This window comes from Streptomyces sp. NPDC001513, from assembly GCF_042894695.1.
Classification (GTDB): domain Bacteria; phylum Actinomycetota; class Actinomycetes; order Streptomycetales; family Streptomycetaceae; genus Streptomyces.
Window position 1 is genome coordinate 27311 of sequence record NZ_JBIAVU010000021.1, and the last position, 26623, is coordinate 53933.

Genomic DNA, 26623 nt, shown 5'->3' on the forward strand with positions numbered 1-26623 from the left:
GCCCCGCGGAGCCCCGCCGGGCCCGGCCCGGCCCGGCCCAGGGCCGCGCCCGAGCACCTCGGGTACGCCGGCCCTTCTTCGCTCCCCGATGCCCGGCAGCCGGACGCCGTGACCCGATCCGGCCCGATCCGGCACGGCACCTCGGCGCGGTGTCGGAGCGCGCGTACGGCCGGGCACGAGCTGTGCTCGCCCGCCGTGCGATGTACGGCACCGGACGCCGCGGCCCGCTCCACGGAGATCACCCGGACACCCCCTAGGCTGCTGGTGGCCGTGTCGCTCCGCGCGGCTCGCCCCCGCTGCCCCTGCGCACCACTTGGACCGCGATGCCCTTCCCCGCCGAATCCGGCCGACCGCCCCGGCGAGCGCTGGGGCGCGGCCCCGGCACACCCGAGGCGGCGGACGCGGACGCGGGAGCGGGCCCCGAAGCCCCTGACGCGCCCGCTGCGCGGCCCGCGCCGGCGGAGGGCGGGGCGGAGCCCCAGGAGACCCCCGGGCCCCCGGAGGGCCCCCCAGGCCCTCAGCAGGACCATCCCGAGCCGGACAAGGCCGCCCCACTGCCGGCCGACACCCCGCCCGACACCCCAGCCGAAGCCACCCCCGCCGCAGGCGGCCCGGACGGGACCAGGGGTGCCGAAGCCCCTGCCGCAGCCGGGCCGGACGGGGACACCGCGGGCCCCGCCGGAGGCGACGGGCGGTTCACCTTGCGGCTCGCCAACTTCGAGGGGCCCTTCGACCTGCTGCTCCAGCTGATCTCGCGGCACAAGCTCGACGTCACCGAGGTCGCGCTGTCCAGGGTCACCGACGAGTTCATGGCCCACATCCGGGCCATGGGGCCGGACTGGGACCTCGACCAGACCACCGAGTTCCTCGTCGTCGCCGCCACCCTCCTCGACCTGAAGGCCGCCCGGCTGCTGCCGGCCGCCGAGGTCGAGGACGAGGCGGACCTCGCCCTCCTGGAGGCCCGGGACCTGCTCTTCGCACGCCTGCTCCAGTACCGCGCGTACAAGCAGATCGCCGAGATCTTCAAGGCGCGGGCCGAGGCCGAGGGCAAGCGGTACCCGAGGACGGTCGGGCTGGAGCCGCACCACGCGGACCTGCTGCCCGAGGTCGTGATCAGCATCGGGCCCGAAGGGTTCGCCCGCCTCGCCGTCAAGGCCATGCAGCCCAAGGCCAAGCCGCAGGTGTACGTGGACCACATCCACGCGCCCCTCGTCAGCGTGCGCGAGCAGGCCGGGCTCGTGGTGCGGATGCTGAAGGCGCGCGGCGAGGCCACCTTCCAGGAGCTCACCGAGGACGCCGCGGACACCCTCACCGTCGTCGCGCGCTTCCTGGCCCTCCTGGAGCTCTACCGGGAGAAGGCGGTGGTCCTCGACCAGGAGGAGGCCCTGCGGACGCTCACCGTGCGCTGGAGCGGCGGCGACGGCGACGGCATGCCGACCGTGACCGACGAGTTCGACCAGATCGTGGAGGCGAAGGATTGAGCAGCGAAGCGGCGAGCGCGGTGGCCGCGCTGGAGCTGAAGCCGGCGCTGGAAGCCGTGCTCATGGTCGTGGACGAGCCCGCGACCGAGGCGCACCTCGCGAAGGTGCTGGAGCGGACCCCGCGCGAGGTCGCGGACGCGCTGCGCGAGCTCGCCGACGAGTACACGGCCGCGCGCAGGGGATTCGAGCTGCGGCTGGTCGCGGGCGGCTGGCGGTTCTACACCCGGGCGGAGTACGCACCGGCCGTCGAGGGCTTCGTACTGGACGGCCAGCAGGCCCGGCTCACCCAGGCGGCCCTGGAGACCCTCGCCGTCGTCGCGTACCGCCAGCCGGTGAGCCGGTCGCGGGTCTCGGCGGTCCGCGGAGTCAACTGCGACGGGGTCATGCGGACCCTCCTCCAGCGCGGTCTGGTGGAGGAGGCGGGGACGGAACCCGAAACAGGTGCGATCCTATACAGGACGACGAACTACTTTCTGGAGCGGATGGGCCTGCGAGGCCTGGACGAGCTCCCGGAGCTCGCGCCCTTCCTCCCCGAGGCGGACGCGATCGAAGCCGAGACGCAAGAAGGTGTGCCGTCGTTCGATCCGGATGCTCCGGATACCGATGTAGACGACAAGACGACGGACATTTGATGCGAAGCAGCGGCAACGGCAACGGCGGCGGCAACAGGAACAGCGGCGGCGGTGGTGGCGGACGCGGCGGTAACCCCCGTGGCGGCTCCTCCTCTGGCGGTAACTCCCGCGGCGGCTCCTCCTCCGGCGGCAACTACCGCGGCGGCGGCTCCTCCGGCGGTGGCAGCTCCCGCGGTGGCTCCTCCGGCGGCGGCGGCTCCCGCGGTGGCTCCTCCGGCGGCGGCGGCTCCCGCGGTGGCTCCTCCGGCGGCGGCGGCTCCCGCGGCGGCTCCACCGGAGGCGGCGGCGGTTACCGCGGCGGCAACTCCGGCGGCTACCAGGGCGGTGGCTCGGACTCCCGCGACCGCGACCAGGCTCCGCCGCCGCGGATCCGCAACCCGCGCCCCGAGGAGCGCCGCTACGACGTGGGCCCCGAGGGTGAGCGCAACGGCCGCAGCGGTCCCAAGGCCGGCGGCGGCGGTGCCCGTGGCGCGGCCGCGCGCGGTGGCGCCAAGGGCGGCCCCAAGACCCCCGGCATCGGCGGGGCCGGCGGCCCGCGCCGCGGCCCGGGCAGCCGCAGCGGCCAGTCCCGCCCGCGCGAGCTGGACGCGCGCATCGAGGAGCGCGTGCGCGACCGGTACGCGGACAAGCCCGTGATCAAGACCCCGAAGACCTTCCCGGGCGCCGAGGAGGAGGGGGAGCGTCTGCAGAAGGTGCTCGCCCGCGCCGGCATGGGTTCGCGCCGCGCGTGCGAGGAGCTCATCGAGCAGGCGCGCGTCGAGGTCAACGGCGAGATCGTGCTGGAGCAGGGCAAGCGCGTGAAGCCCTCGGACGAGATCAAGGTGGACGGCCTGACCGTCGCCACCCAGTCGTACCTGTTCTTCGCGCTGAACAAGCCGGCCGGCGTCGTCTCCACCATGGAGGACCCGGACGGCCGCCAGTGCCTGGGCGACTACGTCACCAACCGTGAGACGCGTCTCTTCCACGTCGGCCGGCTCGACACCGAGACCGAGGGCATCATCCTGCTCACCAACCACGGTGAGCTGGCCCACCGCCTCACGCACCCGAAGTACGGCGTGAAGAAGACCTACGTCGCCGCGATCACCGGTCCGCTGCCGCGCGACATCGGCAAGCGCCTCAAGGACGGCATCGAGCTGGAGGACGGGTACGCCCGCGCCGACCACTTCCGCGTCGTCGACCAGCTCGGCAAGAACTACCTGGTCGAGGTGACCCTCCACGAGGGCCGCAAGCACATCGTCCGCCGCATGCTGGCCGAGGCCGGCTTCCCGGTCGAGAAGCTCGTCCGGACCTCCTTCGGCCCGATCGAGCTCGGCGACCAGAAGTCCGGCTGGCTGCGCCGCCTGACCAACACCGAGGTCGGCATGCTGATGCGCGAGGTCGGTCTGTAGCAGGTCGGTACGGACGCACGTCCGTACGTCCGCAGTAGGTCCGCAGTACGTCCGCTCCTGAGCGGTGGAAGCCCGCAGTGCCCCCGGCGCTGCGGGCTTTTCGCTTGTCCGGCACCCGGTCCACCGTTTATAGTCACCTTGACTATTAATGCGGAGTGAGGGGGGTCGGCATGAGCTGGACCATGAGCTGGACCGAGGTGCTCGGCTTCGCCACCGGCGCCCTGTGCGTCTGGCTGGTCGCCCGGCAGCACGTCGCCAACTGGCCGATCGGCATCGCCAACAACGTCTTCTTCATCGTGCTCTTCGCCCAGGCCGGCCTCTACGCCGACGCCGGGCTCCAGATCGTCTTCATCGCCCTCGCCGCCTACGGCTGGTGGTCCTGGACCCACGGGGGTGGACCAGGCTCCGCCGAGGCCCTGCCGGTACGCCGTACCACGCGCACCGAATGGGCCGGGCTCGCCGCGGCGGGGGCGGTGGCGGTGCTCGGGCTCACCCTCCTGCTGAGCCGGGCCACCGACTCCACCGTCCCCTTCTGGGACGCGCTGACCACCGGGCTGTCGCTCGCGGCCACCTACGGGCAGTGCCGCAAGCTCGTCGAGTCCTGGTGGCTGTGGATCGCCGCCGACCTCGTCTACATCCCGCTCTACGCCCACAAGGGGCTCTACCTGACCTCCGCGCTCTACGTGGGCTTCCTCGCCCTGTGCGTGGCCGGACTCCTCGGCTGGCGGCGCACGCTGCCCGCGCCGCCAGCCCGTACGGCGGCGGAGGCGACGGCATGAGGCGCTTCGGGCACGGCCTGGTCCTCGGCAAGTTCTATCCGCCGCACGCCGGCCACCACCACCTCGTGCGCACCGCCCAGGACCAGTGCGAGCGGCTGACCGTACTGGTGTGCGCGGCCTCCGTCGAGTCGGTCCCGCTCGCCGACCGGGTCGCCTGGATGCGCGAGGCGCACCCCGGGGCCGAGGTCGTCGGAGCCGTCGACGACATCCCGGTCGACCTGCACGACCCGGCGATCTGGGAGGCGCACATGGCGATCTTCCGCGGCGCGGTCCCCGGGCGGGTGGACGCCGTGTTCACCTCGGAGGAGTACGGGAGCGAGCTCGCCCGGCGGTTCGGCGCCGAGGAGGTACTCGTGGACCGGGAACGGACGCTGTTCCCGGTGTCCGGGACGGTGGTGCGCGGGGACCCGGTCGGCTCCTGGGAGTTCCTCGGGCCGGCCGTGCGCGCCGCGCTGACCCGGCGGGTCGTCGTCCTGGGCGCGGAGTCCACCGGGACCACCACGCTGTCGCGGGCCCTGGCGGAGCACTACCGGCGGCGCGGCGGCGTCTGGGCCAAGAGCGGCTGGGTCGCCGAGTACGGCCGCCGGTACAGCGAGGAGAAGCTGGCGGCGGCCCGCGCGGCCGACCCGGCGGCGTCCTGGGCGGACGTGTCCTTCACCTCGCAGGAGTTCCCGGTCATCGCGCGCCGGCAGGACGCGGACGAGGAGCGGGCCGCCCGGCTCGGCTCCCCGGTGCTGTTCTGCGACACCGACTCCTTCGCCACCGGCATCTGGCACGAGCGGTACATGGGCGGCCGCAACCCCGAGGTCGAGCGGATCTCCGCCCGGACCCGACGGGACCTGTACCTGCTGACCGACCACGCCGACGTGCCCTTCGAGGACGACGGGCTGCGGGACGGGCCCCGGCTGCGGCCCTGGATGACCGGCCGGTTCCGGGAGGAACTGGAGCGCACCGGGAGACGTTTCCTGACCGTGGACGGGGACCGGGAGGCCCGCCTCGCCAAGGCGGTCGCCGCCGTCGACGAACTGCTCGGCGAGGGCTGGTACTTCGCCGACCCGCTGCCGGAGAACGTCCGGGCGGAGGCCCCGTGACCGCCGCCGGATACGACCCTCCCCCGGCCTCCGGCCGGGGAGACCCCCATCTCGCTGCGCACGCCTTCGAGCCGTTCGCGGTGGCCGTCGACCTCGCCGTGTTCACCGTCCGTGCCGGGACCCTGCACGTGCTGCTGATCCGGCGCGGACAGGAACCGTACGTGGGGGCCTGGGCGCTGCCCGGGGGCTTCGTCCTGCCGCGGGAGTCCGCCGAGACCGCCGCCCGGCGCGAACTGGCCGAGGAGACCGGTCTGCCGCCGGAGGTGGTGGCGGCGCTCCACCTGGAGCAGCTGCGCACCTACAGCGAACCGGACCGGGATCCGCGGATGCGGGTGGTCTCGGTGGCCTTCACGGTCCTCGTCCCGGACATGCCCGAACCAGCGGTCGAGGGCGGCGGGGACGCCGCGCACGCCCGCTGGCTGGCGGTGGGGGAGGCCTCGGACCTGGCCTTCGACCACGCCGTGATCCTGGCGGACGCGCGGGAGCGGATCGGCTCGAAGCTGGAGTACACCTGCCTGGCCACCGCCTTCTGCCCGCCCGAATTCACCCTGGGCGAGCTCCGGGCCGTCTACGAGACCGTCTGGGGCACCGCCCTCGACCGCCCCAACTTCCGCCGCAAGGTCCTGACGACGCCCGGTTTCGTCGAGGCCGTGCCCGGCGGCGCCCGGCTCACCGGCGGCCGCGGCAAACCGGCCGCCCTCTACCGGCCCGGCCCCGCGACCGCCCTCCATCCCCCTCTGCTCCGACCGGAAGGACCCACTCGATGACCAAGCGAGCCGCGACGGGCGCCCTGATCGGCCTGGCCCTGGGCGACGCCCTCGGCTTCCCGACCGAGTTCAACGACGTGCCCTCGATCCTGGCCAAGACGGGCCCGTGGCGGGAGATGCGGCTCCCCCGCCCGGCGATCGTCACGGACGACACCCAGATGACCCTCGCCCTCGCACGCGGCATACGCACCGCCGCGGAGCGGGGCCGGGTCGGCCCGCTGCGCCTGGCCCGGCCGGTCCGCGAGGAGTTCGTCGACTGGTACCACTCCCCGGAGAACAACCGGGCGCCGGGGAACACCTGCCTCAAGGCCTGCAGCCTCCTGAACCTGCCCGAACGGGACTGGCGGGACGCCAGCCAGCTCGGCTCCAAGGGCTGCGGCGCGAACATGCGGGTGGCCCCGGTCGGACTGGTGCCCGGCTGGACGGAGGAGGAACGGGCGGGCGCCGCCCAGCTCCAGTCGGCCCTCACCCACGGGCACCCGACGGCCCTCGCCGCCTCCGACCTGACCGCCCGGGCCGTGCACCTCCTCGCCACGGGCACCGAGGTGACGGGCCTGGTCGGACGGCTGCGCTCGTACGCGCTGGAGAACCGCACCCGCTACCACGAGCGCTGGCTCGGCGACCTCTGGACGCGGACCGCCTCCGACACCTCGCCCGAGTCCTTCATGGCACGCGGCTGGGACGAGTGCCTCGGCGTCCTGGAGCGGCTGGCGGCCGCTCTGCGCTCCCCGTCCCCGGAGACCGACCCCTGCCTGGCCACCGGCGACGGCTGGATCGCGGAGGAGGCCCTCGCCACCGCCCTCCAGTGCTTCCTGCTCTTCCCCGACCAGCCCCTCCTGGCGCTGCGCCGCGCGGCCTGCACCAGGGGCGACTCGGACTCCCTCGCCTGCCTCGCCGGCGCCTTCGCCGGAGCCCACCTCGGAGCCGACGTGTGGCCCCGGGACTGGGAGGGCCGCATCGAGTACCGGGACGAACTCCTGGCCTTCGGAGCCCTCTGGGATGCTTGATCCATGCTGGACGCACTGAGTATCGACCTGACCCCCGTCGTGGCGGAGCAGCCCGACCCGCTGCTCTTCGCCACGGTCTCGGGCGCGCACCTGTACGGCTTCCCGTCCCGGGACTCCGACATCGACCTGCGCGGCGCCCACCTCCTGCCGGCGCAGGCCCTCCTCGGCCTGCGCGAACCGGAGGAGACCCGCACCCGCATGTGGGACCGGGACGAGGTGGAGATGGACCTCGTCACGCACGACCTGCGCAAGTTCGTCCGCCTGATGCTGAACCGCAATGGCTACGTCCTGGAGCAGCTGCTCTCCCCGCTCGTGGTCCACACGACACCGGCGCACGAGGAGCTGATCGCGCTGGCCCCGGGGGTGCTGACCTCCCACCACGCCCACCACTACCGGGGGTTCGCCAACACCCAGTGGCGGCTCTTCGAGAAGGCCGCAGAACTCAAGCCGCTGCTGTACGCGTTCCGGGCGCTGCTCACCGGCGTCCACCTGATGCGGTCGGGCACGGTGCAGGCGCACCTGCCGACCCTGCTGGCCGAGGTGCCCGAGGCGCCCCCGTACCTCGCCGCCCTGATCGAGGCCAAGGTGGCCGCCGAACACGGGGGCTACGAGGGCCCGGCCGTCGGCGGGGTGCGCGCGGACTTCGAGGCGCTGCACGCCGTACTGGACGCGGCGCAGTCGGCCTCCGCGCTGCCCGAGCACGGGTCGGCGTTCGAGGCCCTCGACGCGTTCGTCGTCCGGCGCCGGACGCTGCGCGACTGACGCCACACGACCGACGCTACGTGACCGACGCTACGTGACCGACGCGCGGCGGGCGCGGACCAGGAAGTCCTCGACGCGGGCCTGGTCCGGCTCCGCGGGCAGGGGCGTGGTGGCCAGGGCGGCCTCCGTCTCCTCCTGGAGGCGGGCCATCCAGGCGTCGACCTCGTCCCAGGCGAGCTCCCCGCGGCGGACGGCGAGGAGACGGTCGCGGTACGGGCCCGCCTCGATGGTCAGGCGGCCCGTGCGCAGCAGGTCGCGGCAGGACAGCAGCAGGCGCAGCAGGTGCATGGCGTGCTTCCAGCGCGGGGCGCCGTGGACGCGGACGTCGGCGAGGAGTTTGCCGCGCTGGGAGGCCGCGTACCGGCTGAAGCTGGTGTGGGCCCGGCGGGAGAGGAAGGCCTCGCGCAGCGAGAGCAGTTCCTCGCCCACCGGGGTGAGCTCGTCCACCAGGGGCGAGTGCAGACACTCCAGGATGTTCGGGTTGGCCCGCAGCGCGAGTTCGCAGAAGCGCTCCAGCTCCCACGAGAACTCCTCGTCCCGCGGGCCCTCCACGTGCGTGGGGGGCTTCTCGAACCGCCAGAACAGCGGAGCCGGGGCGAGGTAGACACCGCGCCGGTCGGTGTCGCTCGCCTCCGTCGCCAGCCCGAACGCCCGGGAGCCCATCACGCACCGGTAGACCGTGTGGTCCCGTACCAGTGTCAGATCGTCCATGGGGCGAGCGTAGGTGCCTGACCTGCCGCTATGCGAGTGAGATAGTGCCGTCCGCCGCGACCTTGATCTTCTTCTCCGCCAGTCCCTTGGTGGAGGGCCCCTTGGTCACCGCGCCGTCCGCGATGGCGAACTTGCTGTCGTGGCAAGGGCAGTCGATGCTGCCGTTGGCCACCTTGTTGACCAGGCAGCCCTGGTGCGGGCAGACCGCCGTGAAGCAGCGGAAGGATCCGGCCGTGGGCTGGGTGACCACGAGCTTCTGCTCCTTGAGGATCGTGCCGCCGCCCTTGGGTACGTCCACCGCCTTGACGAGGACCTCCTTGGCCGCCGAACCGGCTTCCGGGGTGGCCGCCGTGGCGGCGCCGGCGGGTGCGGACGCCGAGCCGTTCGCCTCGCCCTGCGGGGTCTTCTCGCCGTCACTGCCGCAGGCGGTCAGCGCACCGCCGGCCAGGGCGGCCGCGCCCGCCGCCAGTACCGTGCGCCGGGCGGTGTGCGTGGGGTCGCTCATGAGTCTCTCCTCGCGTTGTGGCCGGGAAGGGCGTGCAGCATCCTGGCCTGCGGCGAGCCTCAGGTGAAGCTTGCCGCGCCGTTTCATCGGCCCGGTTCCCATGGGGCCAGTGAGGCAGGGGTGCCGGGTGTGCGTACGACCTCCCACACGTGGATCACGGCCTCCCGGTTCAACGGACCGTGGACATGTGGGTAGCGGACGCCCGATTCACCCTCGCGGCGGACTTCCGCGGTCAGGGCGTCCTCGTCGAGCTCCACCGCGAGCAACGTACCCGGCACCTCGCGGTAGTGCGCGTCGACGATCGCGAGCGCCGTCGGGCGATCGGCCGAACAGTGCACGAAGCCCTCCGAGTCCAGTGAGGGCGGGGCGTAGGGGAGCGCGGGCGCGGCGGCCCAGTCGGCGAGCGGAACGATGTGGAAGATCATGCGGATCGTTCTACCGCAGCGGCCCGGGGGTCGCGCATCAGGTGGCGGCATGAGGCGGTATGGGTGACATTGTCCGTGTCTTGAAGCCGGGTACGGCGCTGTCCGCGCGGCCCGGTCCCTCTTCGAAAGGCAGGACCATGGCGGGTAACGACCTCGGCTCTCTTCTCGGCAGCCTCCTCGGGGGCGGCGGCCAGGGCGGGAGCGGCGGCGCCGGCAACATCCTCGGCGCGCTGATCGGCGCGCTCGGCGCCGGTGGCGCCGGCGGCGCCGGCGGCCAGGCGGCCGCCGGCAACGGTGCGAACAATCCGCTCGGCGGCCTGATGGACATGCTGACCAAGTCCGGCCTCGCCGACCAGGCGCAGTCCTGGATCGGCACCGGTGAGAACAAGCCCGTCAGCGCCGACCAGATCAAGGAGGCGCTGCCGGACGGAGCCCTCCAGAAGGCCGCGGAACAGGCCGGCGTCTCCCCGGAGCAGGCCGCCGACCAGATCGCGCAGACGCTGCCGCAGGCGGTCGACAAGCTGACCCCGCAGGGGCAGGTGCCGTCCGGCTCGCTGGAGGACATCATCAAGGCACAGGCGCTCTGACCCTCGGCGACGACAGCCCGGGCCCGACGGACCGTCCCACCGGACGGACCGCCGGGCCTTCGCACGTCCGCTCTGGCTACCCTGGCCGGGCAGTCCCGTCACCGTGCCGTACGCAACCCTGGAGCGCCCGTGAGAACCGCCGTCGTCATCGGAACCGGACTGATCGGCACCTCCGCGGCGCTCGCCCTCGCGGCGCGCGGGATCACCGTGCACCTCGCCGACCACGACCCGGACCGGGCCCGTACCGCCGCCGCCCTCGGGGCCGGCACCGACGAGGCGCCCGAGGGCCAGGTCGACCTCGCGATCGTCGCCGTACCGCCGGCCCACGTGGCGGCGACGCTGGCCGACCTGATCGGACGCAAGGCGGCGCGCGCCTACGTGGACGTGGCCAGCGTCAAGGGCGGCCCGCGGCGGGAACTCGCGGCGCTCGGCGTGGACGTCACCGCCTACATCGGCACCCACCCGATGGCGGGCAAGGAGCAGTCGGGACCGCTCGCGGCCACCGCGGACCTCTTCGAGGGCCGCCCGTGGGTGCTGACCCCGACCCGGGACACCGAACACGAGGTGCTGAACCTCGCGCTGGAGCTCGTGGCCCTGTGCCGGGCCGTCCCCGTGGTGATGGACGCGGACGCGCACGACCGGGCGGTGGCGCTCGTCTCGCACACCCCGCAGCTCGTCTCCAGCATGGTCGCGGCCCGGCTGGAGGAGGCCGACGAGACGGCGGTCCGGCTGTGCGGGCAGGGCATAAGGGACGTGACCCGGATCGCCGCCTCCGACCCGCGGATGTGGGTGGAGATCCTGTCGGCCAACCCGGGGCCGGTGGCCGACGTCCTCGCCGGGATCGCGGCCGACCTCAAGGAGACCGTGGAGGCGCTGCGGGGCCTCCAGTCGGCCGACGTGGAGAAGCGGCGCGGCGGCGCGGCGGGCATCGAGGACGTGCTGCGGCGCGGGAACGCGGGCCGGGTGCGGGTGCCGGGCAAGCACGGTGCGGCGCCGACGGTCTACGAGACGGTGGCCGTGCTCATCAGCGACCAGCCGGGCGAGCTCGCGCGGATCTTCGCCGACGCGGGACGGGCCGGGGTCAACATCGAGGACGTCCGGATCGAGCACGCGACGGGCCAGCAGGCCGGCCTCGTGCAGCTGATGGTGGAGCCGCGGGCGGTGGCCGGCCTGACGGCCGAGCTGCGGGAACGGGGCTGGGCGCTGCGGCAGCAGTAGCCGCGCCGTCCGTGCCGGGGGCGCCGCCCCCGGCACCCCGGGCGGGGCCGGATCCGCACGGCCGGCCGGGGGTGTTCCCGGCCGGAAAACAAGGCGGGGCCGGGAGCCGCCGGGGGCCGGTAACCTTGGGGAGGGGCGTTTTGCCGCGCCCGGACACGTACGCGCAACCAGGAAGGTGCCCGCACCGTGGAAACCGCAGCTCCGTCCGCCGTGATCGTCGCCATCGACGGTCCCTCCGGCACGGGCAAGTCCAGCACCTCCAAGGCCGTGGCCGCCAAGCTCGGGCTGCGCTACCTGGACACCGGTGCCCAGTACCGGGCCATCACCTGGTGGATGATCACCAACGGCGTCGACACCGACGACCCGCAGGCCGTCGCCGTCGCCGCGGGCAAGCCCGCCATCGTCTCCGGCACCGACCCGGCCGCCCCCACCATCACGGTGGACGGCCTGGACGCCGCCGGCCCCATCCGCACCCAGGAGGTCACCTCCAAGGTCAGCGCCGTCAGCGCCGTCCCCGAGGTGCGCACCCTGATCACCGAGCTCCAGCGCTCCATCGCCGCCACGGCGGCCGTGGAAGCCGAGGGGATCGTGGTCGAGGGCCGGGACATCGGCACCACCGTGCTGCCCGACGCCGACCTCAAGATCTTCCTGACCGCCTCCGCCGAGGCGCGCGCCGCCCGGCGCAGCGGCGAGCTCCGCGGCAAGGAGGCCGCCGACCTGGCGGCCACCAAGGAGGCGCTGATCAAGCGCGACGCGGCCGACTCCGGCCGCAAGACCTCCCCGCTGGCCAAGGCCGACGACGCCGTCGAGGTGGACACCACCGAGCTCACGCTCGACCGGGTGATCGAATGCGTCGTGACCCTGGTGGAAGAGAAGCGGGCGGGCCGCAAGTGAGCGAATCGCCCTCCCTCACGGGTGCGGCGGTCGGCAGGCGCATCGGCATCGGGCTCATGTACGGGCTGTGGAAGCCGCGCGTGCTGGGCGCCTGGAAAGTGCCCGCCTCCGGTCCCGTGATCCTCGCCGTGAACCACTCGCACAACATAGACGGCCCGATGGTCATGGGCACCGCACCCCGGCCCCTGCACTTCCTGATCAAGAAGGAAGCGTACGTCGGCCCGCTCGGCCCCTTCCTCGACGGGATCGGGCAGGTCAAGGTCGACCGCACCGGCACCGACCGGACGGCGATAGGCCGCGCCCTGAAGGTGCTCGACAACGGAGGGGCCCTGGGGATCTTCCCCGAGGGCAGCCGCGGCGAAGGAGACTTCGCCTCGCTGCGCGCGGGCCTCGCGTACTTCGCGGTCCGCAGCGGAGCGCCCATCGTGCCCGTGGCCGTCCTGGGCAGCGGCGACAGCCGCGGAAAGCTGATCCCGGGGCTGCCGGCCTTCAAGAGCCGGGTCGACGTCGTCTTCGGCTCCGCCTTCGACGCCGGCGACGGCACGGGCCGACGTACCCGTACCGCGCTGGACGAGGCCACCACACGCATCCAGGACCGGCTGACCGCCCACCTGGCCGACGCCAAGCGCCTCACCGGGCGCTGAGCGAGACTTGAAACCAGTAGTGGAACCGCGCTGCGCGGGTACCACCGACCACCACGAACGACGAGGAACGGACTTCATGAACGACCAGCACGACCACGGAGCACTTGGCGATGCCGAGTACGCGGAGTTCATGGAGCTCGCCGCGGAAGAGGGCTTCGACATCGAGGACGTCGAAGGCGCCATCGGGGCGGCGGGCCACGGCCCGCTGCCCGTCCTCGCCGTCGTCGGCCGCCCGAACGTCGGCAAGTCGACCCTGGTGAACCGGATCATCGGCCGCCGCGAGGCGGTCGTCGAGGACAAGCCCGGCGTCACCCGCGACCGCGTCACGTACGAGGCCGAATGGGCCGGCCGGCGCTTCAAGGTCGTCGACACCGGTGGCTGGGAGCAGGACGTCCTCGGCATCGACGCCTCCGTCGCCGCCCAGGCCGAATACGCCATCGAGGCCGCCGACGCGGTCGTCTTCGTCGTCGACGCCAAGGTCGGCGCCACCGACACCGACGAGGCCGTCGTCCGCCTGCTGCGCAGGGCGGGCAAGCCCGTCGTCCTGTGCGCCAACAAGGTCGACGGCCAGAGCGGCGAGTCCGACGCGGCCTCCCTGTGGTCGCTGGGCCTCGGCATGCCGCACCCGGTCTCCTCGCTGCACGGCCGCGGTACGGGCGACATGCTCGACGCCGTCCTGGAGGCCCTGCCGGAGGCGCCCGAGCAGACCTTCGGCGCCGCCGCCCCCGGCGGCCCGCGCCGCATCGCGCTGATCGGCCGCCCGAACGTCGGCAAGTCCTCGCTGCTCAACAAGGTGGCGAAGGAGGACCGCGTCGTCGTCAACGAGCTGGCCGGCACCACCCGCGACCCGGTCGACGAGCTGATCGAGCTCGGCGGCATCACCTGGAAGTTCGTCGACACCGCCGGCATCCGCAAGAAGGTCCACCTCCAGCAGGGCGCCGACTACTACGCCTCGCTGCGCACGGCCGCCGCCGTCGAGAAGGCGGAGGTCGCGGTGATCCTCATCGACACCACCGAGACCATCAGCGTCCAGGACCAGCGCATCATCACCATGGCCGTCGAGGCCGGCCGCGCGATCGTCATCGCCTACAACAAGTGGGACGAGCTCGACGAGGAGCGCCGCTACTACCTCGAGCGCGAGATCGAGACCGAGATGCAGCAGGTCGCCTGGGCGCCGCGGGTGAACGTCTCGGCGCTCACCGGCCGTCACATGGAGAAGCTGGTCCCGGCGATCGAGACCGCCCTCGCGGGCTGGGAGACGCGCGTCCCCACCGGCCGGCTGAACGCCTTCCTCGGTGAGGTCGTCGCCGCCCACCCGCACCCGATCCGCGGCGGCAAGCAGCCCCGCATCCTGTTCGGCACCCAGGCGGGGAGCAAGCCGCCGCGGTTCGTCCTCTTCGCCTCCGGCTTCCTGGAGCACGGCTACCGGCGCTTCATCGAGCGCCGCCTGCGCGAGGAGTTCGGCTTCGAGGGCACCCCGATCCACATCTCCGTGCGGGTGCGCGAGAAGCGCGGCGCCCAGCACAAGAAGAAGTAGCGGCCGAGAAGGAGTCGCGGCGCAGGCCGCGGTACGCGGAAGGGCCGTCCGGGGTCAGTAGCCCCGGCGAGGAGCGGGCGGCAGGGCCGCCGGGACGTGCGTCATCCCGGTCTGGTGCTGCCGCCCGCCGGCGTATCCGGGGCTGCCCGCGGACGAGTAGGCCGGTTGTGGCTGCGGGGTGTACGAGGGCTGCCAGTCGTCGGTCCGCTGCCATGCCGAACCGTTCCAGCCGCTGCCGTACGAGCTGCCGCCGGCGTACCCGCTCCCGTAGGAGAAGGCCGTGAACCCGAGGTCCTCCTCGCCCGTACGGTCGCCCGGCAGTGCCCGGAAGGCACGCAGGTACTCGGAGTACAGCGTGTCGTAGATCGGGGTGTGCGAGACGGCCGGAGCGCTGTCCCGGTCGCGTGCGGGGCGCATCGCGGGGACGGTGCTCGGATAGGACGGGGCGCGGGAGGAGTCGTATGAATGCACGTATCAGCCAACGAAACCGACGGCTTGCGGATGCGGGGTGACGGGGGAGTAAACGCAGATCGCCGGGGGTGTACGGGACGGACCGCACACCCCCGGCGCACGCCACCGGGCCCCCTCGCCGGGGGCTGGTGGCCGTTCCGGTGATCCGTTGGATCAGGCCCCGGGCGTACCCGCCAGGGGCATCGCGGCGGCCACGAGCTTGCCCGACGCGGCGGCCTTGTCGAGCGCGTCGCGCAGCAGGTCCTCGCGGGGCTGCTGGCCGATGGAGCCGACCGGGGCGGCGTAGATGAGCACGCGCTGGGTCTTCTGGACGGCGGCGCGCCAGCCGTCGGTGACCGACAGCGCCTGGTGCGCCTGCCACCAGGCGACCTGGCCGCCGCCCTCGGTGCCCGGCTGCAGCACGGCGTGCAGCTGGCCGCCGGCCAGCAGGACGGACCAGCCGCCCAGGACGGTGGGCAGCTCGGCGGTGTCGGTGACCGGGATGAAGCCCTGCTCGATGAGGAGCGGCAGGAAGTCGTCACCGGGGCCGTCGCTGCCGGGGCGGGCGATCGGCGCGGTCGGCTCGACGACCAGGGCGGGGTGCAGCTCGCCGGCGATGAGGATCAGGCCGCTGGTGATGCCGAGGACTGCCTGGCCGCCGGGCACGTTCTGCGGGCCGCCGCCGTCGGCGCCGGGCGCCGGGCTGTCGCCGGTGATGCTGCGGACGGCGCCCTGGAGCTGCTCCTCGGAGACGGAGACGACCTGCGAGGGGATGCAGGTGGCGTGGGCGAACGCGAGGACGGCGGTCTCCTCGCCGACGAACAGCACCGTGCTGGTGCGGTCGTTCTCGGGGTCGCCCGGGGTGCGGCAGGAAGTGCAGTCGTAACTGCGCGGCGCGTCCTCGCCGACGAGCAGCCTGTCGGCTTCTTCGTCACCGATCTCGGCACGTACCTCATCACTGACGTCGAGCATGCGCGGCACGGGGTGGCTCCTCGGCATAGGTGCGAGGCCGGGGGACTCCCGGCTCGCCGGGCTCAACGGGGGAGCGGCGGCCGGGGTCACGCCATTGGAGGGAACGGAATCGAACCGGGCCCCCGGAAGAGTGAACCGTCTGATCGGAGCGTTGTTTTCGTGCCAACTGTTTTCTGGTTGTGCTCAGTTGGCGGCCGGGTATGGCCGTTTGGGGCAGGGGTGGCGGGTCGGCCGACCGGGTGGGGTGCGGTGACCCGCCGCGTGGCGGGCCGGAGGGGGCCGCGGGGGGCTGCGTAGCGTGACCCGATGCCCAACCTCCGGATCCGCCGGGCCGCCGCCGTCGGCGTCGCCGCTGCCGCCGTGCTGGTGCTCGTACGTCCCTGCGGCCCCGCGGCCGCGGCTCCGCCACCGCCCGCACCCGGACCGGCGGGCGCGGCGCACCCCGGCTCGCCGGGGGTGATCGGCAGCGGGCCGGGGGACTGCGGACCGGGCGGGGAGTGGCCCTGGGACTGCGTGGCCGACTGCGAGAGCGGCGGGCGGTGGGCGGTCAACACCGGCAACGGCTTCTACGGGGGGCTGCAGTTCTGGCAGCCGACCTGGAAGGAGTACGGGGGGCTGGCCTTCGCCCCGCGCGCCGACCTCGCGACCCGGGGACAGCAGATCCGGGTCGCGGAGGAGCTCCTCGGCTCGCAGGGGTGGAACGCCTGGCCGGTGTGCTCGAAGCGGTACGGGCTGGCGGGGCGGATGCACGCGGTACGGGCCGGGGACACGCTGGTGTCGATCGCGCGCAAGCACCGGGTGCGGGGCGGGTGGCGGGCGTTGTACGAGGCGAACCGGGAGCTGATCGGGGCGCGGCCGCAGGCGATCGCGGTGGGCATGCTGCTGACGGTCCCCGAGCAGCGGCCGGAGCCGGAGCCGGAGCCGAGTCCTGAGTCGGTGGTTCCGGTGGCGCCCGCCGCGCCGGGGACCTCGTTCCCCGCCGTGCCGGCGCCGCCGCCCGCCAAGGCCCCGGCCCCGCTGCGCTGAGAGCGGGGTCCGCAGCCGGCCCCGTGCGCGCGTTGCGGGATGCCGCGCGGGCGCCGACCCTGGAAGGACCGAGCCGAACGGCTCGCTCGGACTCCGGTGGTGAGCCAGATGGTCCAGAGCAGACACCCACGTGCCGCGGCCTGCGCGCTGGCAGCGGTCCTGCTGGCCGTACCGGCCGCGGCGGGACGGTCCGCGGCCGCCGGGCCGGACGGGCAGGGCGCCCCGGCTCCGCCCACGGTCGTGGCCCCCGCCGTTCCCGGTCTGCCCGCCGTGGACGGCCCGGCGGACCCCGCGGCCGCCAAGGATCAGATCGAGAAGAACTGGGCCGCCTTCTTCGACCCGGAGACCCCCGTCAAGGAGAAGGCCGACCTGCTGCAACACGGTGAGATGATCGCCATGCTGCTGGGCCTCTTCGGGACCGACCCCGACAGCCCCGACACCGCGGTGGAGATCTCGGACATCACCTTCACCTCGCCCACCGAGGCCACGGTGACGTACGACCTGCTGGTCAGTGGAGTCCCGGCGCTGGAGGACAGCAAGGGGATCGCGGTGCTCGACGACGGGGTCTGGAAGGTGTCGCTGAAGAGCCTGTGCGGGCTGATCGACCTCAGCGGCCACGACGCGCCGGCGCCGCCCTGCTGACACCCCGCCGCCCGGGCCGCTCCCGTCCGGGCCGCGACCGTCCGGCTCCGCGCCGCCCGGCTCCGCTGGCAGACTCGGGGGATGCTCGACACCTCCGCACGACTGCTGCGCCTGCTGTCCCTGTTGCAGGCCCACCGCGAATGGACCGGGGCCGATCTCGCGGAGCGCCTCGGGGTCACCGCACGCACGGTCCGCCGCGACGTGGACCGGTTGCGGGAGCTGGGGTACCCGGTGAACGCCAGCCCCGGGACCGGCGGCGGCTACCAACTGGGGGCGGGGGCGGAGCTGCCGCCGCTGCTGCTGGACGACGACGAGGCCGTGGCCGTCGCCGTCGGGCTGCGGACCGCCGCCGGGAACGGGGTCGAGGGGATCGGCGAGGCCTCCGTGCGCGCCCTCGCGAAGCTGGAGCAGGTGCTGCCCTCGCGGCTGCGGCGCCGGGTGTCCGCCCTCAACGAGTTCACCGTGCCGATGCTGCGCGGGGCCGAGCGGTCCACGGTGGACGCCTCGGTGCTGACCGAGCTGGCCTCCGTCTGCCGGGACGGCGAGCGGCTGCGCTTCGACTACCGGGACCACGAGGGCAACGTCAGCCGCCGCACCGTCGAGCCGCACCGGCTGGTGTGCACCGAGCGGCGCTGGTACCTGGTGGCCTGGGACGTGGACCGGGAGGCGTGGCGGACCTTCCGCGCCGACCGGATCGAGCCCAGACCGCCGCACGGACCGCGGTTCACCCCGCGCCCGCCGCCCGCCGAGGACCTCGCCGCGTACGTCTCCCAGGGCGTGTCGCAGCGGGTGTACGCGGCCCGGGCGGTGGTGCGGCTGAAGGTTTCGGCACAGGAGGCGGGACGGATCGTCGGGCCGAGCGACGGGGTCCTGGAACCGGTGGACGGGCAGACCTGCCTGCTGCGCACCGGGGCGGCGAACCTTGACGTTCTCGTGATTCACATCATGCTGCTCGGCTGTGAGTTCGAAGTGGTCGAGCCGCCGGAGCTGACGGATCGGATCAGGGCCGCGCGGGATCTCCTGGGCAGGGCCGTGGAGACCGGAGAAGTGAAGGAAATGTAGCGGACCTGAGGGGGATTCAGCTGGTCTGGTCCATGAGGGCCGTGGCAATCTCCGGCGGGAATTCCGGGCCGTTCGGCGTGAATTCCAAAGTCCTTGCACGTCGGGCGTGTCGCGCTTCGGATAAGAATTTGCGGTTGTAGATATTCTGTGACACAAGCGTGACCCGGGACGGACGAACGTCCGGGCGCGACGCTGACGAACGACGAAGGCGGGCCCGGTCGGTGAGACCGGGCCCGCCTTCGTGTCGCGGGGTGAGGTGGTGCGTACCGCCCCGCGGTGGGTCCGTCAGCCGCCGGCGATCGGACGGGCCGCGGCCCCCCGGGCGGCGGCCCGTTCGGTGTGCGCCGGGCGGCGGCTGCCGACCGGGGTGACCGGGGTCCGCTCGGAGCGGATCAGGTGCGGCCGGCCGACGGCCGGGTGCGCGGCGGGCCGGGGGGCCGGGGAGTGCGCCGTGCCGGCGCCGGCCGCGGCGGGGACCGGGACGGGCTCCTCGACGGCTTCGTCGACGCGCCGCAGTTGCCACTTACCGCCCGCGGAGAGCAGCGGGGTGAGCGCGGAGACGACCGGCGCGGGCATCCGTCCGGTCTCGGCGCGGCGGCGCAGCAGCTCGCGCAGGTCGAAGACGTAGGCCTCGGCGCGGGCGATGAGCGGCTCGAACCACGGCAGCGCCAGCAGGATCAGCAGACCCGCGGACCAGCCGAGCAGGACGTCACTCACCCAGTGGGTGCCGAGGTACACGGTGGTGGCGCCGACGCTCAGGGAGACGACCGCGGACACCACGGACAGCACCCGCCGGGTGACCACGGTGGAGGCCAGGTAGGCCAGGATCCCCCAGGTCACGACGGCGTTGGCGGTGTGGCCCGAAGGAAATATATCGCCGCCGGCGAAGAGTTCGGCGGATCCGATCTCCGTGGCGTAGTGCGGGCCGAGCCGGCCGAGGCCGAGCTTGACCGACCCGACGGTGACGTTGAGCAGGAGCAGCGCCACGCCGAGGGTGATCAGCGGCCGGAGCGTGTGCTGGCGCCAGCAGCGCCAGCCGAGCCAGGCGGCGACCATGACGGCGGTGGGTCCGCGCTGGCCGAGCACGACGAGGTAGTCGAGGAAGGCGTGTACCTGCGGCCACTGTTCGTAGGGCCGGAAGAACATGATCTGCCAGTCCAGGCGGACCAGCCACGAAGTGGTCAGTACGGCCACCACGATGGCGAGATAGAAGACGAGGGTCGATCCCAGGAGTACGACGCGGTGCCGGCTCATCTGCGGGGTTTGCAGATGAGCCGGTCGCTCTGGTTCCCGGTCCAGCCGGGCGAACACCCGCTCCAGACGGGTCAGGATTTGGTCGGTACGCACTCAATCGACGTTACCGCGCGCCGCTGCTCGGCCCGGGCGAATCGCTGGCTTTGTGATGACCATGTGATGTGGAGTTGGTCTCACGCGGAGCTTAATTCGCGGTATTTCGGCAGTGGTTGGAAGCCCGAAGATCCACTGCCCCGGCAATTGTTTCCGTCACTTACCCGAACTTTATTGCCGCAGGTCATTTCTTTTGCTGAAAGATGGATGGGAATGATTCATTCCGTTATGTGGGGGCTCTATGGAGGTCCCGAGCCGTTCAGCCAGAACGCCCCGTAGACCGCCGAGGCCAGGGCCGCCGCGCCCAGCACCAGGGCCGCCCGCCGCGTCCGCCACCCCGCCAGGGCCAGCGCCGGCGGCAGCAGCAGCGGGAAGGCGGGCAGCAACAGACGGGGCTTGGAGCCGAAGTAGCCGGACGCGCACAGCGCCAGCGCCACGACGATCCCGCAGTACACGAGCAGCGGCGCCGGCTGCCGCCGGCGCACGCACGTCGCGTACAGCCACAGCACCAGCACCACCCCCGCGATCAGCCCGACACCGGCGGGGAACGCGGACGAGGCCAGCTTCGCGCCGATGAACCGGGCGAAGGCCCAGCCGCCGTCGAAGCCGTTGCCCCAGCCGCCCTGCACGTCCAGGTACCCGAGCAGGCCGCCCCCGGTGCGCGCGCCGACCCACAGCACGTACGCCGCCGCGCCCGCCGGAGCGAGCAGCGCCCCCGCGACCGTCCGCCACGACCGCTCCCCGCGCCGCCACGCCAGGACGGCCGCCACCCACACCGCCGCGACCACCGCCGCACCGACCGGGCGGGTCAGCCCCGCACCCGCCGCGAGCAGCCCCGCCGTCAGCCACCGGCCGCGCAGGGCCCCGTACAGCGCCCAGGCGGCCAGCGCCGTGAACAGGGACTCGCTGTACGCCATCGACTGCACGATCCCGACGGGCAGCGCCGCCCAGACCCCGACCGCGAACACCCCGGCCCGGCGGCCGTACAGCAGATCGGCCACGGCGAAGATCCCCCAGGCCGCGGCGAGCCCCGCGAGCGCCGACACCACCAGGCCCGCGGAGCCGTACGACAGTCCGGTCCCCGCCGACACCAGCCGCTCCAGCCACGGCAGCAGCGGGAAGAACGCCAGGTTCGAGTGGACGTCCCCGTTCGGGAGGACCACCTCGTACCCGTACCCCTCCGCGGCGATGCGGGCGTACCAGAGCGAGTCCCAGCGGGCCGACAGCAGCGTGTGCGGGCTGCTGCCGGCCGCCGCGCCCCACACCGCGAGCACGGTCAGCCCCAGCAGCCGGACCGCCGCGAAGAGGGCCAGAGCGGGCGCGGCCCGACGCAATCCAAGATCCTTCACGGGCATGATTATCGGTGGCGGCGGACCTGCCCGGGTCCGGCGACCACGGGCCGTGAGCAGGCGTGTACGTGGGGGAGGGCCGGGGGATGGGCGAGTGGCACACGCCACACTTGGGCCGTCGCCGCGATGAGAGCTTGGCCACGTGTCGGACGCACGAACTCGCGTACGCTGACCGTTCACTCGCGTGTCGATGCCGGACCCCGTTGGACGCCGCACAGCGCACCACCCCCCGTGGCTCCACAAGACGCTGGTCCACCGAGCGCGAGGGATCACCTGGGAGGTACATGCATGTCGGGGACGAACGCGGCCGGGGCCAGGACCCCTTCCCCCTGGCAGCGGATCTGCGCGGCCTCCGGCGGAGCCAACCGCTGGGTCGTCCTGGCGGTCCTCTGCGTCAGCCTGGTCCTCGTCGCACTCGACGCGACCATCCTGCACGTCGCCGTCCCCTCCCTCACCGAGGACCTGCGCCCCGGCCCCATCGAACTCCTCTGGATCGTCGACGCCTACCCGCTGGTCTGCGCCTCCCTGCTCATCCTCTTCGGCACCCTCGGTGACCGGGTCGGCCGCCGCCGCATCCTCCTCCTCGGCTACGGACTCTTCGGCGTCGCCTCCGCGATAGCGGCCCTCGCCGACAACGCCCAGGTCCTCATCGCCGCGCGCGCCCTGCTCGGCATCGGCGGCGCGATGATCATGCCCGCCACCCTGTCGATCCTGCGCCAGGTCTTCCCCGACCGGCGCGAGCGGGCGCTGGCCATCGGCATCTGGACCGCCGTCGCCGCCGTCGGCGCCGCGAGCGGACCGGTGCTCGGCGGCTTCCTCGTCCAGCACTTCTGGTGGGGCTCGGTCTTCCTCATCAACATCCCGCTGATGGCACTGATCCTGCCGCTCGGACGCTGGCTGCTGCCCGAATCGCGCGGCTCCGCGGACGGGCCGTGGGACGTGCTCGGCGCGCTCATGGCAGCCGCCGGCGTACTCGGCTCGGTGCTCGGCATCAAGCGGCTCGGCGCCGAACGCCACCTCCTCGACGCGCAGGCCGTGGTCCCGCTGCTGCTCGGCGCGGTACTGCTCGTCCTGTTCGTACGACGCCAGAAGCGGCGCACGCACCCCCTGATCGACATGCGGATGTTCTCCCGCGCCGCCTTCTCCACCTCCGTGGCCTGCATCGTGCTCGCCATGCTGGCCCTGGTCGGCCTGGAACTGATCGCCGTCCAGTACCTCCAGCTGGTGCTGGAGCTCAGCCCGCTGGAGACGGGCCTGCGGCTGCTGCCGCTGACCTTCGCCGCCATGGCCGCGGGCGCCACCGGGTCGTACACGCTGGGCCGGGTCGGGCCGCGCACGATGGTCTCGCTCGGCTTCCTGCTGACGGCCTTCGCCGTGCTGCTGCTGACGCTGATGGGCCAGCAGGACCGGCCGCTGCTGCTGACCATCGGCTTCATCCTGCTCGGCTTCGGACTGCAGACCACGCTGTTCGCCGCGTACGAGTCGATGCTGAGCGAGGCCCCGGCGGCCACCGCGGGCGGGGCGGCCTCGATCGGCGAGACCTCGTACCAGCTGGGCGCGGGCATCGGCATCGCGCTGCTGGGCAGCGTGATGAACGCGGCGTACCGGCCGGGGCTGGTGGGGGTACCGGGGGTCTCCGCGGCGGATTCGGCGGGCGCGGCGAACTCTCTCGGCGAGGCGTACCAGATCGCCGCGCACCTCGGGGGGCCGGCGGGGGCCGCGCTGTACGCGGCGGCGCGGCAGTCGTTCGTGCACGGGCTGCACGTCACTCTCGTGGTGAGCGCGGGGCTGTTGCTCGCGGGGGCCGTGATGGCGTTGAGGCTGCCGCGGGTGATGGAGTGCGGGGCCGCGGATGCGGAGGGGCCGGCGGAGGATGCTGTGCGGTTGCCCGCGCAGGCCAAGGGGGAGCCGTGCGGGGCGCCGGCGTCGGTCGAGCACGCGGGCTGATCGCCGTTGCGGGGGCGCTGCCCCCGAGCCCCCGCGCCTCAAACGCCGGCGGGGCTGAAAAACCGGGGCTGGATTTGGGCGGCGGGGGCCAATAGCGTCGGCTGGGCGCAAAAACTTGCGTTGCCAGGTTCTTTATTCAGGCCGCCGGGAGGCCCCGTGTCCGCGTTCCTGCCCCATGATCCGCTCGGGCTCGACGAGCTCCTCGGGCCCGAGGACCTCGCCGTCCGGGACACCGTTCGCAGTTGGGCCGCCGACCGGGTGCTGCCGCACATCGCCCAGTGGTACGAGGACGGTGAGCTGCCCGGGATCCGGGAGCTGGCCCGCGAGCTCGGTGCCATCGGGGCGCTCGGGATGTCCCTCCAGGGCTACGGGTGCGCCGGGGCCAGCGCCGTGCAGTACGGGCTCGCCTGCCTGGAGCTGGAGGCCGCCGACTCCGGGATCCGCTCGCTCGTGTCGGTGCAGGGTTCGCTCGCCATGTACGCGATCTGGAAGTACGGCTCCGAGGAGCAGAAGCAGCGCTGGCTGCCCGGGATGGCCGCCGGCGAGCTGATCGGCTGCTTCGGGCTGACCGAGCCCGATGTGGGCTCGGACCCGGCCGCGATGCGGACGTACGCCAAGCGCGACGGCACGGACTGGGTGCTCAACGGCCGCAAGATGTGGATCACCAACGGGTCGGTGGCCGCCGTGGCCGTGGTGTGGGCGCAGACCGACGAGGGGATCCGCGGGTTCGCCGTCCCGACGGACACCGCGGGCTTCTCCGCGCCGGAGATCAAGCACAAGTGGTCCCTGCGGGCGTCCGTGACGAGTGAGCTGGTTATGGACGACGTACGGCTGCCCGCGGATGCGGTGCTGCCGGGAGTGACCGGGCTCAAGGGGCCGCTCGGCTGTCTCAGCCACGCGCGGTACGGGATCATCTGGGGGTCCATGGGCGCGGCGCGCGCCAGTTTCGAGGCGGCGCTCGACTACGCGAGGACGCGGGAGCAGTTCGGCAAGCCGATCGGCGGCTTCCAGCTCACCCAGGCCAAACTGGCCGACATGGCCCTCGAACTCCACAAGGGCATCCTGCTCGCCCACCACCTGGGCCGGCGGATGGACGCGGGCACCCTTCGGCCGGAGCAGATCAGCTTCGGCAAGCTCAACAACGTCCGCGAGGCCATCGACATCTGCCGTACCGCGCGGACCATCCTCGGTGCCAACGGGATCTCGCTCGAATACCCCGTCATGCGGCACGCCACGAACCTCGAATCGGTCCTCACCTACGAGGGCACCGTCGAGATGCACCAGCTGGTGCTGGGCAAAGCGCTCACCGGCCTCGACGCCTTCCGGTGAGGGCCCTGCCTAGCTCTGGTTGAAGAAGTCGCGCGAGCGGCCGCCGGGCTCGCCGCTCACGATCTGGGTGTCGGCCGGGGTCAGCAGGAAGACCCTGGTCGCCACCCGCTCGATCGAACCGCGCAGCCCGAAGGTCAGGCCGGCCGCGAAGTCGACCACGCGCTTCGCGTCGCCCGGGTCCATCGACGACAGGTTCACGATCACCGGGACCCCGTCGCGGAACAGCTCTCCGATGCCGCGCGCGTCACGGAAACCGTCCGGGGTGACCGTCGCGATCCGGCGGCCGTGCTCCACGGCCGACTCGGAGGCGACCCTCACCCGCGGGTCGGTGACCCACTGCTCGCCGGGGCCGGCCACCGAACCCTGAGGGGCCTCCGCGTAGTCGTCGTCGTAGTAGCGCTCGTCGTCGCTGTCCTCCACGAGACCCAGCCAGGCACTCGCCTTGCGCACCGAACCCATGGACTGCCTCCTTTCACCGCGGTCAGTCTGTCTTCTCTCCGCTGCCCCTATGCTCGTCCATGATGCTGACAACGCGCCAAGTGGATAGCCGCCGCGCAGAGGTTTCGTGACGGTACTGGTGCAGAACATCCGTTGCACGGTCAAGGATCCTGGTGGCTACCACTGCTGACTGAGTGAAAATACGACCACTGCCGCCGTGCGGGTGAGCGATGGGGACGTTCGAGTGAACGAATCGGCTCGCTACCATGCCCGGCAGGAACGCGTACGACACACGGGGGAAGCAGTTTGTTCGGCATCGTCAGGCCTTGCACGCACCGGCTCGGGGAGCGGTTCAAGGCGGAGTGGATGGCCCATCTGTGCGGGCTGTGTCTGGCACTTCGGGGAGACCACGGTCAGTTCGCCCGGATCGTCACCAACTATGACGGCTTGCTCGTCTCCGTTCTGACGGAGGCTCAGTCGGGTCCCGCGCCGGGCGCCCGGCGCACCGCGGGGCCCTGCCCGATGCGCGGGATGCGCACCGCCTCGGTCGCCAAGGGCGAGGGTGCGCGGCTCGCGGCCGCCGTCTCGCTCGTCCTCGCCTCCGCGAAGGTGCGCGACCACGTGGCGGACCGGGACGGGCTGTTGGCCCGTGCGCCCATCGCCGCCGCCGCGCGCAAGGTGGCCCGCGGCTGGGACCGGGCCGGCGCCCGCACCGGGGCCTCGCTCGGCTTCGACACGGCGGTGCTCGTCGACGCCGTGGACCGGCAGACGGGCATCGAGACGCTGGCGGGCCCCGGCACGCCCGTGCTCGTGGTGACCGAGCCGACGGAGACCGCGACGGCCGCCGCCTTCGCCCATACCGCGCAGCTCGCCGGACGGCCAGGCAACGCCCCCGCGCTGGCCGAGGCGGGCCGCTACTTCGGCCGGCTCGCGCACCTGCTGGACGCCGTGGAGGACCAGGGCGCCGACGCCGTTGCGGGCGCCTGGAACCCGCTCACCGCCACCGGGACCTCGCTCGCCGAGGCCCGCCGGCTCTGCGACGACGCCCTGCACGGGATCCGGCTCGCGCTGGCCGAGGCGGAGTTCGCGGACGCGGGGCTCGCCCACCGGCTGCTCGTGCACGAGCTGCGCACCTCCGTGGACCGGGCCTTCGGGACCGGCGGCTGCGCCCACACCGCGACCGCCTCCGCCGGACAGGGCGGCAACCCCTACGGGGGCCAACCGTACGGCGGCCAGAGCGGGAACCCGTACGGCCAGAACCCGTACGGCGGGGCTCCCTACGGCGGGGCTCCGTACGGCGGTGGCACGGGCGGCCCCGGGATGCCGCCCACCGGTCCGGGCGGATTCGGCGGTGCGCCGCCGCCGCAGCGGCCGCGCCGCGGACTCCTCGCCGGCTGCGCGGTCGCCCTCGGGCTCTTCTGCACCTGCCAGATGTGCTGCACCGAGCACGAGGGCCCGTGGTCCCGGAAGAAGCGCGACCCGTGGTGCGACGCCTGTGAGTGCTGCGACTGCTGCAACGGCAAGGGCTCCGGCAGTAGTGGCGGGAGCAGTGGCGACGGCTGCTGCAGCTGTGACTGCTGCGGCTGCGACTGCTGAGGCTCTTCCAGATTTCACAGGTCCGGACGGCGTACGA

General features: G+C 73.2%; 27 protein-coding genes. 19 read left to right on the forward strand and 8 right to left on the reverse strand.

Annotated features, from left to right (window positions below; translation table 11 throughout):
* Positions 1-323: 323 nt before the first annotated feature.
* The 8 genes from ACFYZ4_RS36000 to ACFYZ4_RS36035 all read left to right on the forward strand — a co-directional run bounded on the left by ACFYZ4_RS36000 (position 324) and on the right by ACFYZ4_RS36035 (position 7907).
* Complete coding sequence (locus tag ACFYZ4_RS36000) at positions 324-1481, forward strand: segregation and condensation protein A (RefSeq protein WP_390785948.1); 1158 nt, start codon at positions 324-326, stop codon at positions 1479-1481.
* Complete coding sequence (scpB, locus tag ACFYZ4_RS36005; RefSeq protein ID WP_390785949.1) at positions 1478-2113, forward strand: SMC-Scp complex subunit ScpB; 636 nt, start codon at positions 1478-1480, stop codon at positions 2111-2113. Before ACFYZ4_RS36000 ends, scpB begins: the two co-directional genes overlap by 4 nt.
* A complete protein-coding gene (locus ACFYZ4_RS36010; protein ID WP_390785950.1) occupies positions 2113-3501 on the forward strand; it encodes a pseudouridine synthase in 1389 nt (462 codons plus the stop codon). The genes scpB and ACFYZ4_RS36010 overlap by 1 nt, the downstream gene beginning before the upstream one ends.
* 170 nt (positions 3502-3671) lie before the next feature.
* Entirely contained in the window at positions 3672-4280 is a 609-nt protein-coding gene (gene pnuC, locus ACFYZ4_RS36015) for a nicotinamide riboside transporter PnuC (RefSeq protein ID WP_390785951.1), read from the forward strand.
* A complete protein-coding gene (locus ACFYZ4_RS36020) occupies positions 4277-5371 on the forward strand; it encodes an AAA family ATPase (protein ID WP_390785952.1) in 1095 nt (364 codons plus the stop codon). Before pnuC ends, ACFYZ4_RS36020 begins: the two co-directional genes overlap by 4 nt.
* Positions 5368-6138, forward strand: a complete 771-nt coding sequence (locus ACFYZ4_RS36025) for an NUDIX domain-containing protein (RefSeq protein WP_390785953.1) — start codon at positions 5368-5370, stop codon at positions 6136-6138. The genes ACFYZ4_RS36020 and ACFYZ4_RS36025 overlap by 4 nt, the downstream gene beginning before the upstream one ends.
* Positions 6135-7145 carry an ADP-ribosylglycohydrolase family protein gene (locus ACFYZ4_RS36030; protein ID WP_390785954.1) on the forward strand — a complete coding sequence of 337 codons (1011 nt, stop codon included), beginning with the start codon at positions 6135-6137 and terminating at the stop codon, positions 7143-7145. The genes ACFYZ4_RS36025 and ACFYZ4_RS36030 overlap by 4 nt, the downstream gene beginning before the upstream one ends.
* 3 nt (positions 7146-7148) lie before the next feature.
* The gene (locus tag ACFYZ4_RS36035) at positions 7149-7907 is read left to right on the forward strand and encodes a DNA polymerase beta superfamily protein (RefSeq protein WP_390785955.1); all 759 of its coding nucleotides are present in this window, start codon (positions 7149-7151) and stop codon (positions 7905-7907) included.
* Between the two features lie 30 nt (positions 7908-7937).
* Here the strand turns inward: ACFYZ4_RS36035 and ACFYZ4_RS36040 are convergent, their stop codons facing one another.
* The 3 genes from ACFYZ4_RS36040 to ACFYZ4_RS36050 form a co-directional block, all read right to left on the reverse strand.
* Positions 7938-8618: a DNA polymerase beta superfamily protein gene (locus ACFYZ4_RS36040; RefSeq protein ID WP_384348336.1), complete on the reverse strand. Its 681-nt coding sequence runs from the start codon at positions 8616-8618 to the stop codon at positions 7938-7940.
* 28 nt (positions 8619-8646) lie between these two features.
* Positions 8647-9123 carry a Rieske (2Fe-2S) protein gene (locus tag ACFYZ4_RS36045; RefSeq protein WP_390785956.1) on the reverse strand — a complete coding sequence of 159 codons (477 nt, stop codon included), beginning with the start codon at positions 9121-9123 and terminating at the stop codon, positions 8647-8649.
* A gap of 83 nt (positions 9124-9206) precedes the next feature.
* Entirely contained in the window at positions 9207-9548 is a 342-nt protein-coding gene (locus ACFYZ4_RS36050) for a DUF952 domain-containing protein (RefSeq protein ID WP_390785957.1), read from the reverse strand.
* 137 nt (positions 9549-9685) lie between these two features.
* Here ACFYZ4_RS36050 and ACFYZ4_RS36055 point away from each other — a divergent pair, with 137 nt between their 5' ends.
* The 5 genes from ACFYZ4_RS36055 (at position 9686) to der (ending at position 14428) form a co-directional block, all read left to right on the forward strand.
* Complete coding sequence (locus tag ACFYZ4_RS36055) at positions 9686-10135, forward strand: YidB family protein (protein WP_390785958.1); 450 nt, start codon at positions 9686-9688, stop codon at positions 10133-10135.
* Between the two features lie 129 nt (positions 10136-10264).
* Positions 10265-11353, forward strand: coding sequence for a prephenate dehydrogenase (locus ACFYZ4_RS36060; protein WP_351298593.1), 1089 nt, complete (start codon positions 10265-10267; stop codon positions 11351-11353).
* Between the two features lie 186 nt (positions 11354-11539).
* Positions 11540-12247 (forward strand): (d)CMP kinase, encoded by a 708-nt coding sequence (gene cmk / locus ACFYZ4_RS36065; protein ID WP_351298591.1) that lies wholly within the window; start codon positions 11540-11542, stop codon positions 12245-12247.
* A complete protein-coding gene (locus tag ACFYZ4_RS36070; RefSeq protein WP_351298588.1) occupies positions 12202-12891 on the forward strand; it encodes a lysophospholipid acyltransferase family protein in 690 nt (229 codons plus the stop codon). Before cmk ends, ACFYZ4_RS36070 begins: the two co-directional genes overlap by 46 nt.
* A 76-nt stretch (positions 12892-12967) precedes the next feature.
* Positions 12968-14428 carry a ribosome biogenesis GTPase Der gene (gene der, locus ACFYZ4_RS36075; protein ID WP_351298585.1) on the forward strand — a complete coding sequence of 487 codons (1461 nt, stop codon included), beginning with the start codon at positions 12968-12970 and terminating at the stop codon, positions 14426-14428.
* A 54-nt stretch (positions 14429-14482) separates the two neighbouring features.
* Here the strand turns inward: der and ACFYZ4_RS36080 are convergent, their stop codons facing one another.
* Complete coding sequence (locus tag ACFYZ4_RS36080) at positions 14483-14845, reverse strand: hypothetical protein (RefSeq protein ID WP_351298582.1); 363 nt, start codon at positions 14843-14845, stop codon at positions 14483-14485.
* Positions 14846-15052: 207 nt separating this feature from the next.
* Positions 15053-15859, reverse strand: a complete 807-nt coding sequence (locus ACFYZ4_RS36085; RefSeq protein WP_351298579.1) for a hypothetical protein — start codon at positions 15857-15859, stop codon at positions 15053-15055.
* Between the two features lie 297 nt (positions 15860-16156).
* Here ACFYZ4_RS36085 and ACFYZ4_RS36090 point away from each other — a divergent pair, with 297 nt between their 5' ends.
* The 3 genes from ACFYZ4_RS36090 to ACFYZ4_RS36100 all read left to right on the forward strand — a co-directional run bounded on the left by ACFYZ4_RS36090 (position 16157) and on the right by ACFYZ4_RS36100 (position 18580).
* Complete coding sequence (locus ACFYZ4_RS36090; RefSeq protein WP_390785959.1) at positions 16157-16876, forward strand: transglycosylase family protein; 720 nt, start codon at positions 16157-16159, stop codon at positions 16874-16876.
* Positions 16877-16984: 108 nt separating this feature from the next.
* Entirely contained in the window at positions 16985-17518 is a 534-nt protein-coding gene (locus ACFYZ4_RS36095) for a hypothetical protein (protein WP_390785960.1), read from the forward strand.
* Positions 17519-17599: 81 nt separating this feature from the next.
* Positions 17600-18580 carry a helix-turn-helix transcriptional regulator gene (locus ACFYZ4_RS36100; RefSeq protein ID WP_390785961.1) on the forward strand — a complete coding sequence of 327 codons (981 nt, stop codon included), beginning with the start codon at positions 17600-17602 and terminating at the stop codon, positions 18578-18580.
* A gap of 285 nt (positions 18581-18865) precedes the next feature.
* On the opposite strand, the gene ACFYZ4_RS36105 is transcribed toward ACFYZ4_RS36100, so the two are convergent.
* Together ACFYZ4_RS36105 and ACFYZ4_RS36110 are read right to left on the reverse strand one after the other, a co-directional pair.
* Positions 18866-19927: a phosphatase PAP2 family protein gene (locus ACFYZ4_RS36105; protein ID WP_351304683.1), complete on the reverse strand. Its 1062-nt coding sequence runs from the start codon at positions 19925-19927 to the stop codon at positions 18866-18868.
* Positions 19928-20166: 239 nt separating this feature from the next.
* Entirely contained in the window at positions 20167-21282 is a 1116-nt protein-coding gene (locus tag ACFYZ4_RS36110) for a hypothetical protein (protein ID WP_384348361.1), read from the reverse strand.
* Between the two features lie 282 nt (positions 21283-21564).
* Here ACFYZ4_RS36110 and ACFYZ4_RS36115 point away from each other — a divergent pair, with 282 nt between their 5' ends.
* Both ACFYZ4_RS36115 and ACFYZ4_RS36120 read left to right on the forward strand, forming a co-directional pair.
* A complete protein-coding gene (locus ACFYZ4_RS36115) occupies positions 21565-23223 on the forward strand; it encodes an MFS transporter (RefSeq protein ID WP_384348364.1) in 1659 nt (552 codons plus the stop codon).
* 156 nt (positions 23224-23379) lie between these two features.
* On the forward strand, positions 23380-24552 hold the full coding sequence (locus ACFYZ4_RS36120; RefSeq protein WP_351294566.1) for an acyl-CoA dehydrogenase family protein: 1173 nt from the start codon (positions 23380-23382) through the stop codon (positions 24550-24552).
* Positions 24553-24561: 9 nt separating this feature from the next.
* Here the strand turns inward: ACFYZ4_RS36120 and ACFYZ4_RS36125 are convergent, their stop codons facing one another.
* Positions 24562-25011, reverse strand: a complete 450-nt coding sequence (locus ACFYZ4_RS36125; protein ID WP_351294569.1) for a cell division protein SepF — start codon at positions 25009-25011, stop codon at positions 24562-24564.
* A gap of 285 nt (positions 25012-25296) precedes the next feature.
* On the opposite strand from ACFYZ4_RS36125, the gene ACFYZ4_RS36130 reads away from it, so the two are divergent.
* Positions 25297-26586 (forward strand): DUF5685 family protein, encoded by a 1290-nt coding sequence (locus ACFYZ4_RS36130; protein ID WP_390785962.1) that lies wholly within the window; start codon positions 25297-25299, stop codon positions 26584-26586.
* Positions 26587-26623: the final 37 nt, after the last annotated feature.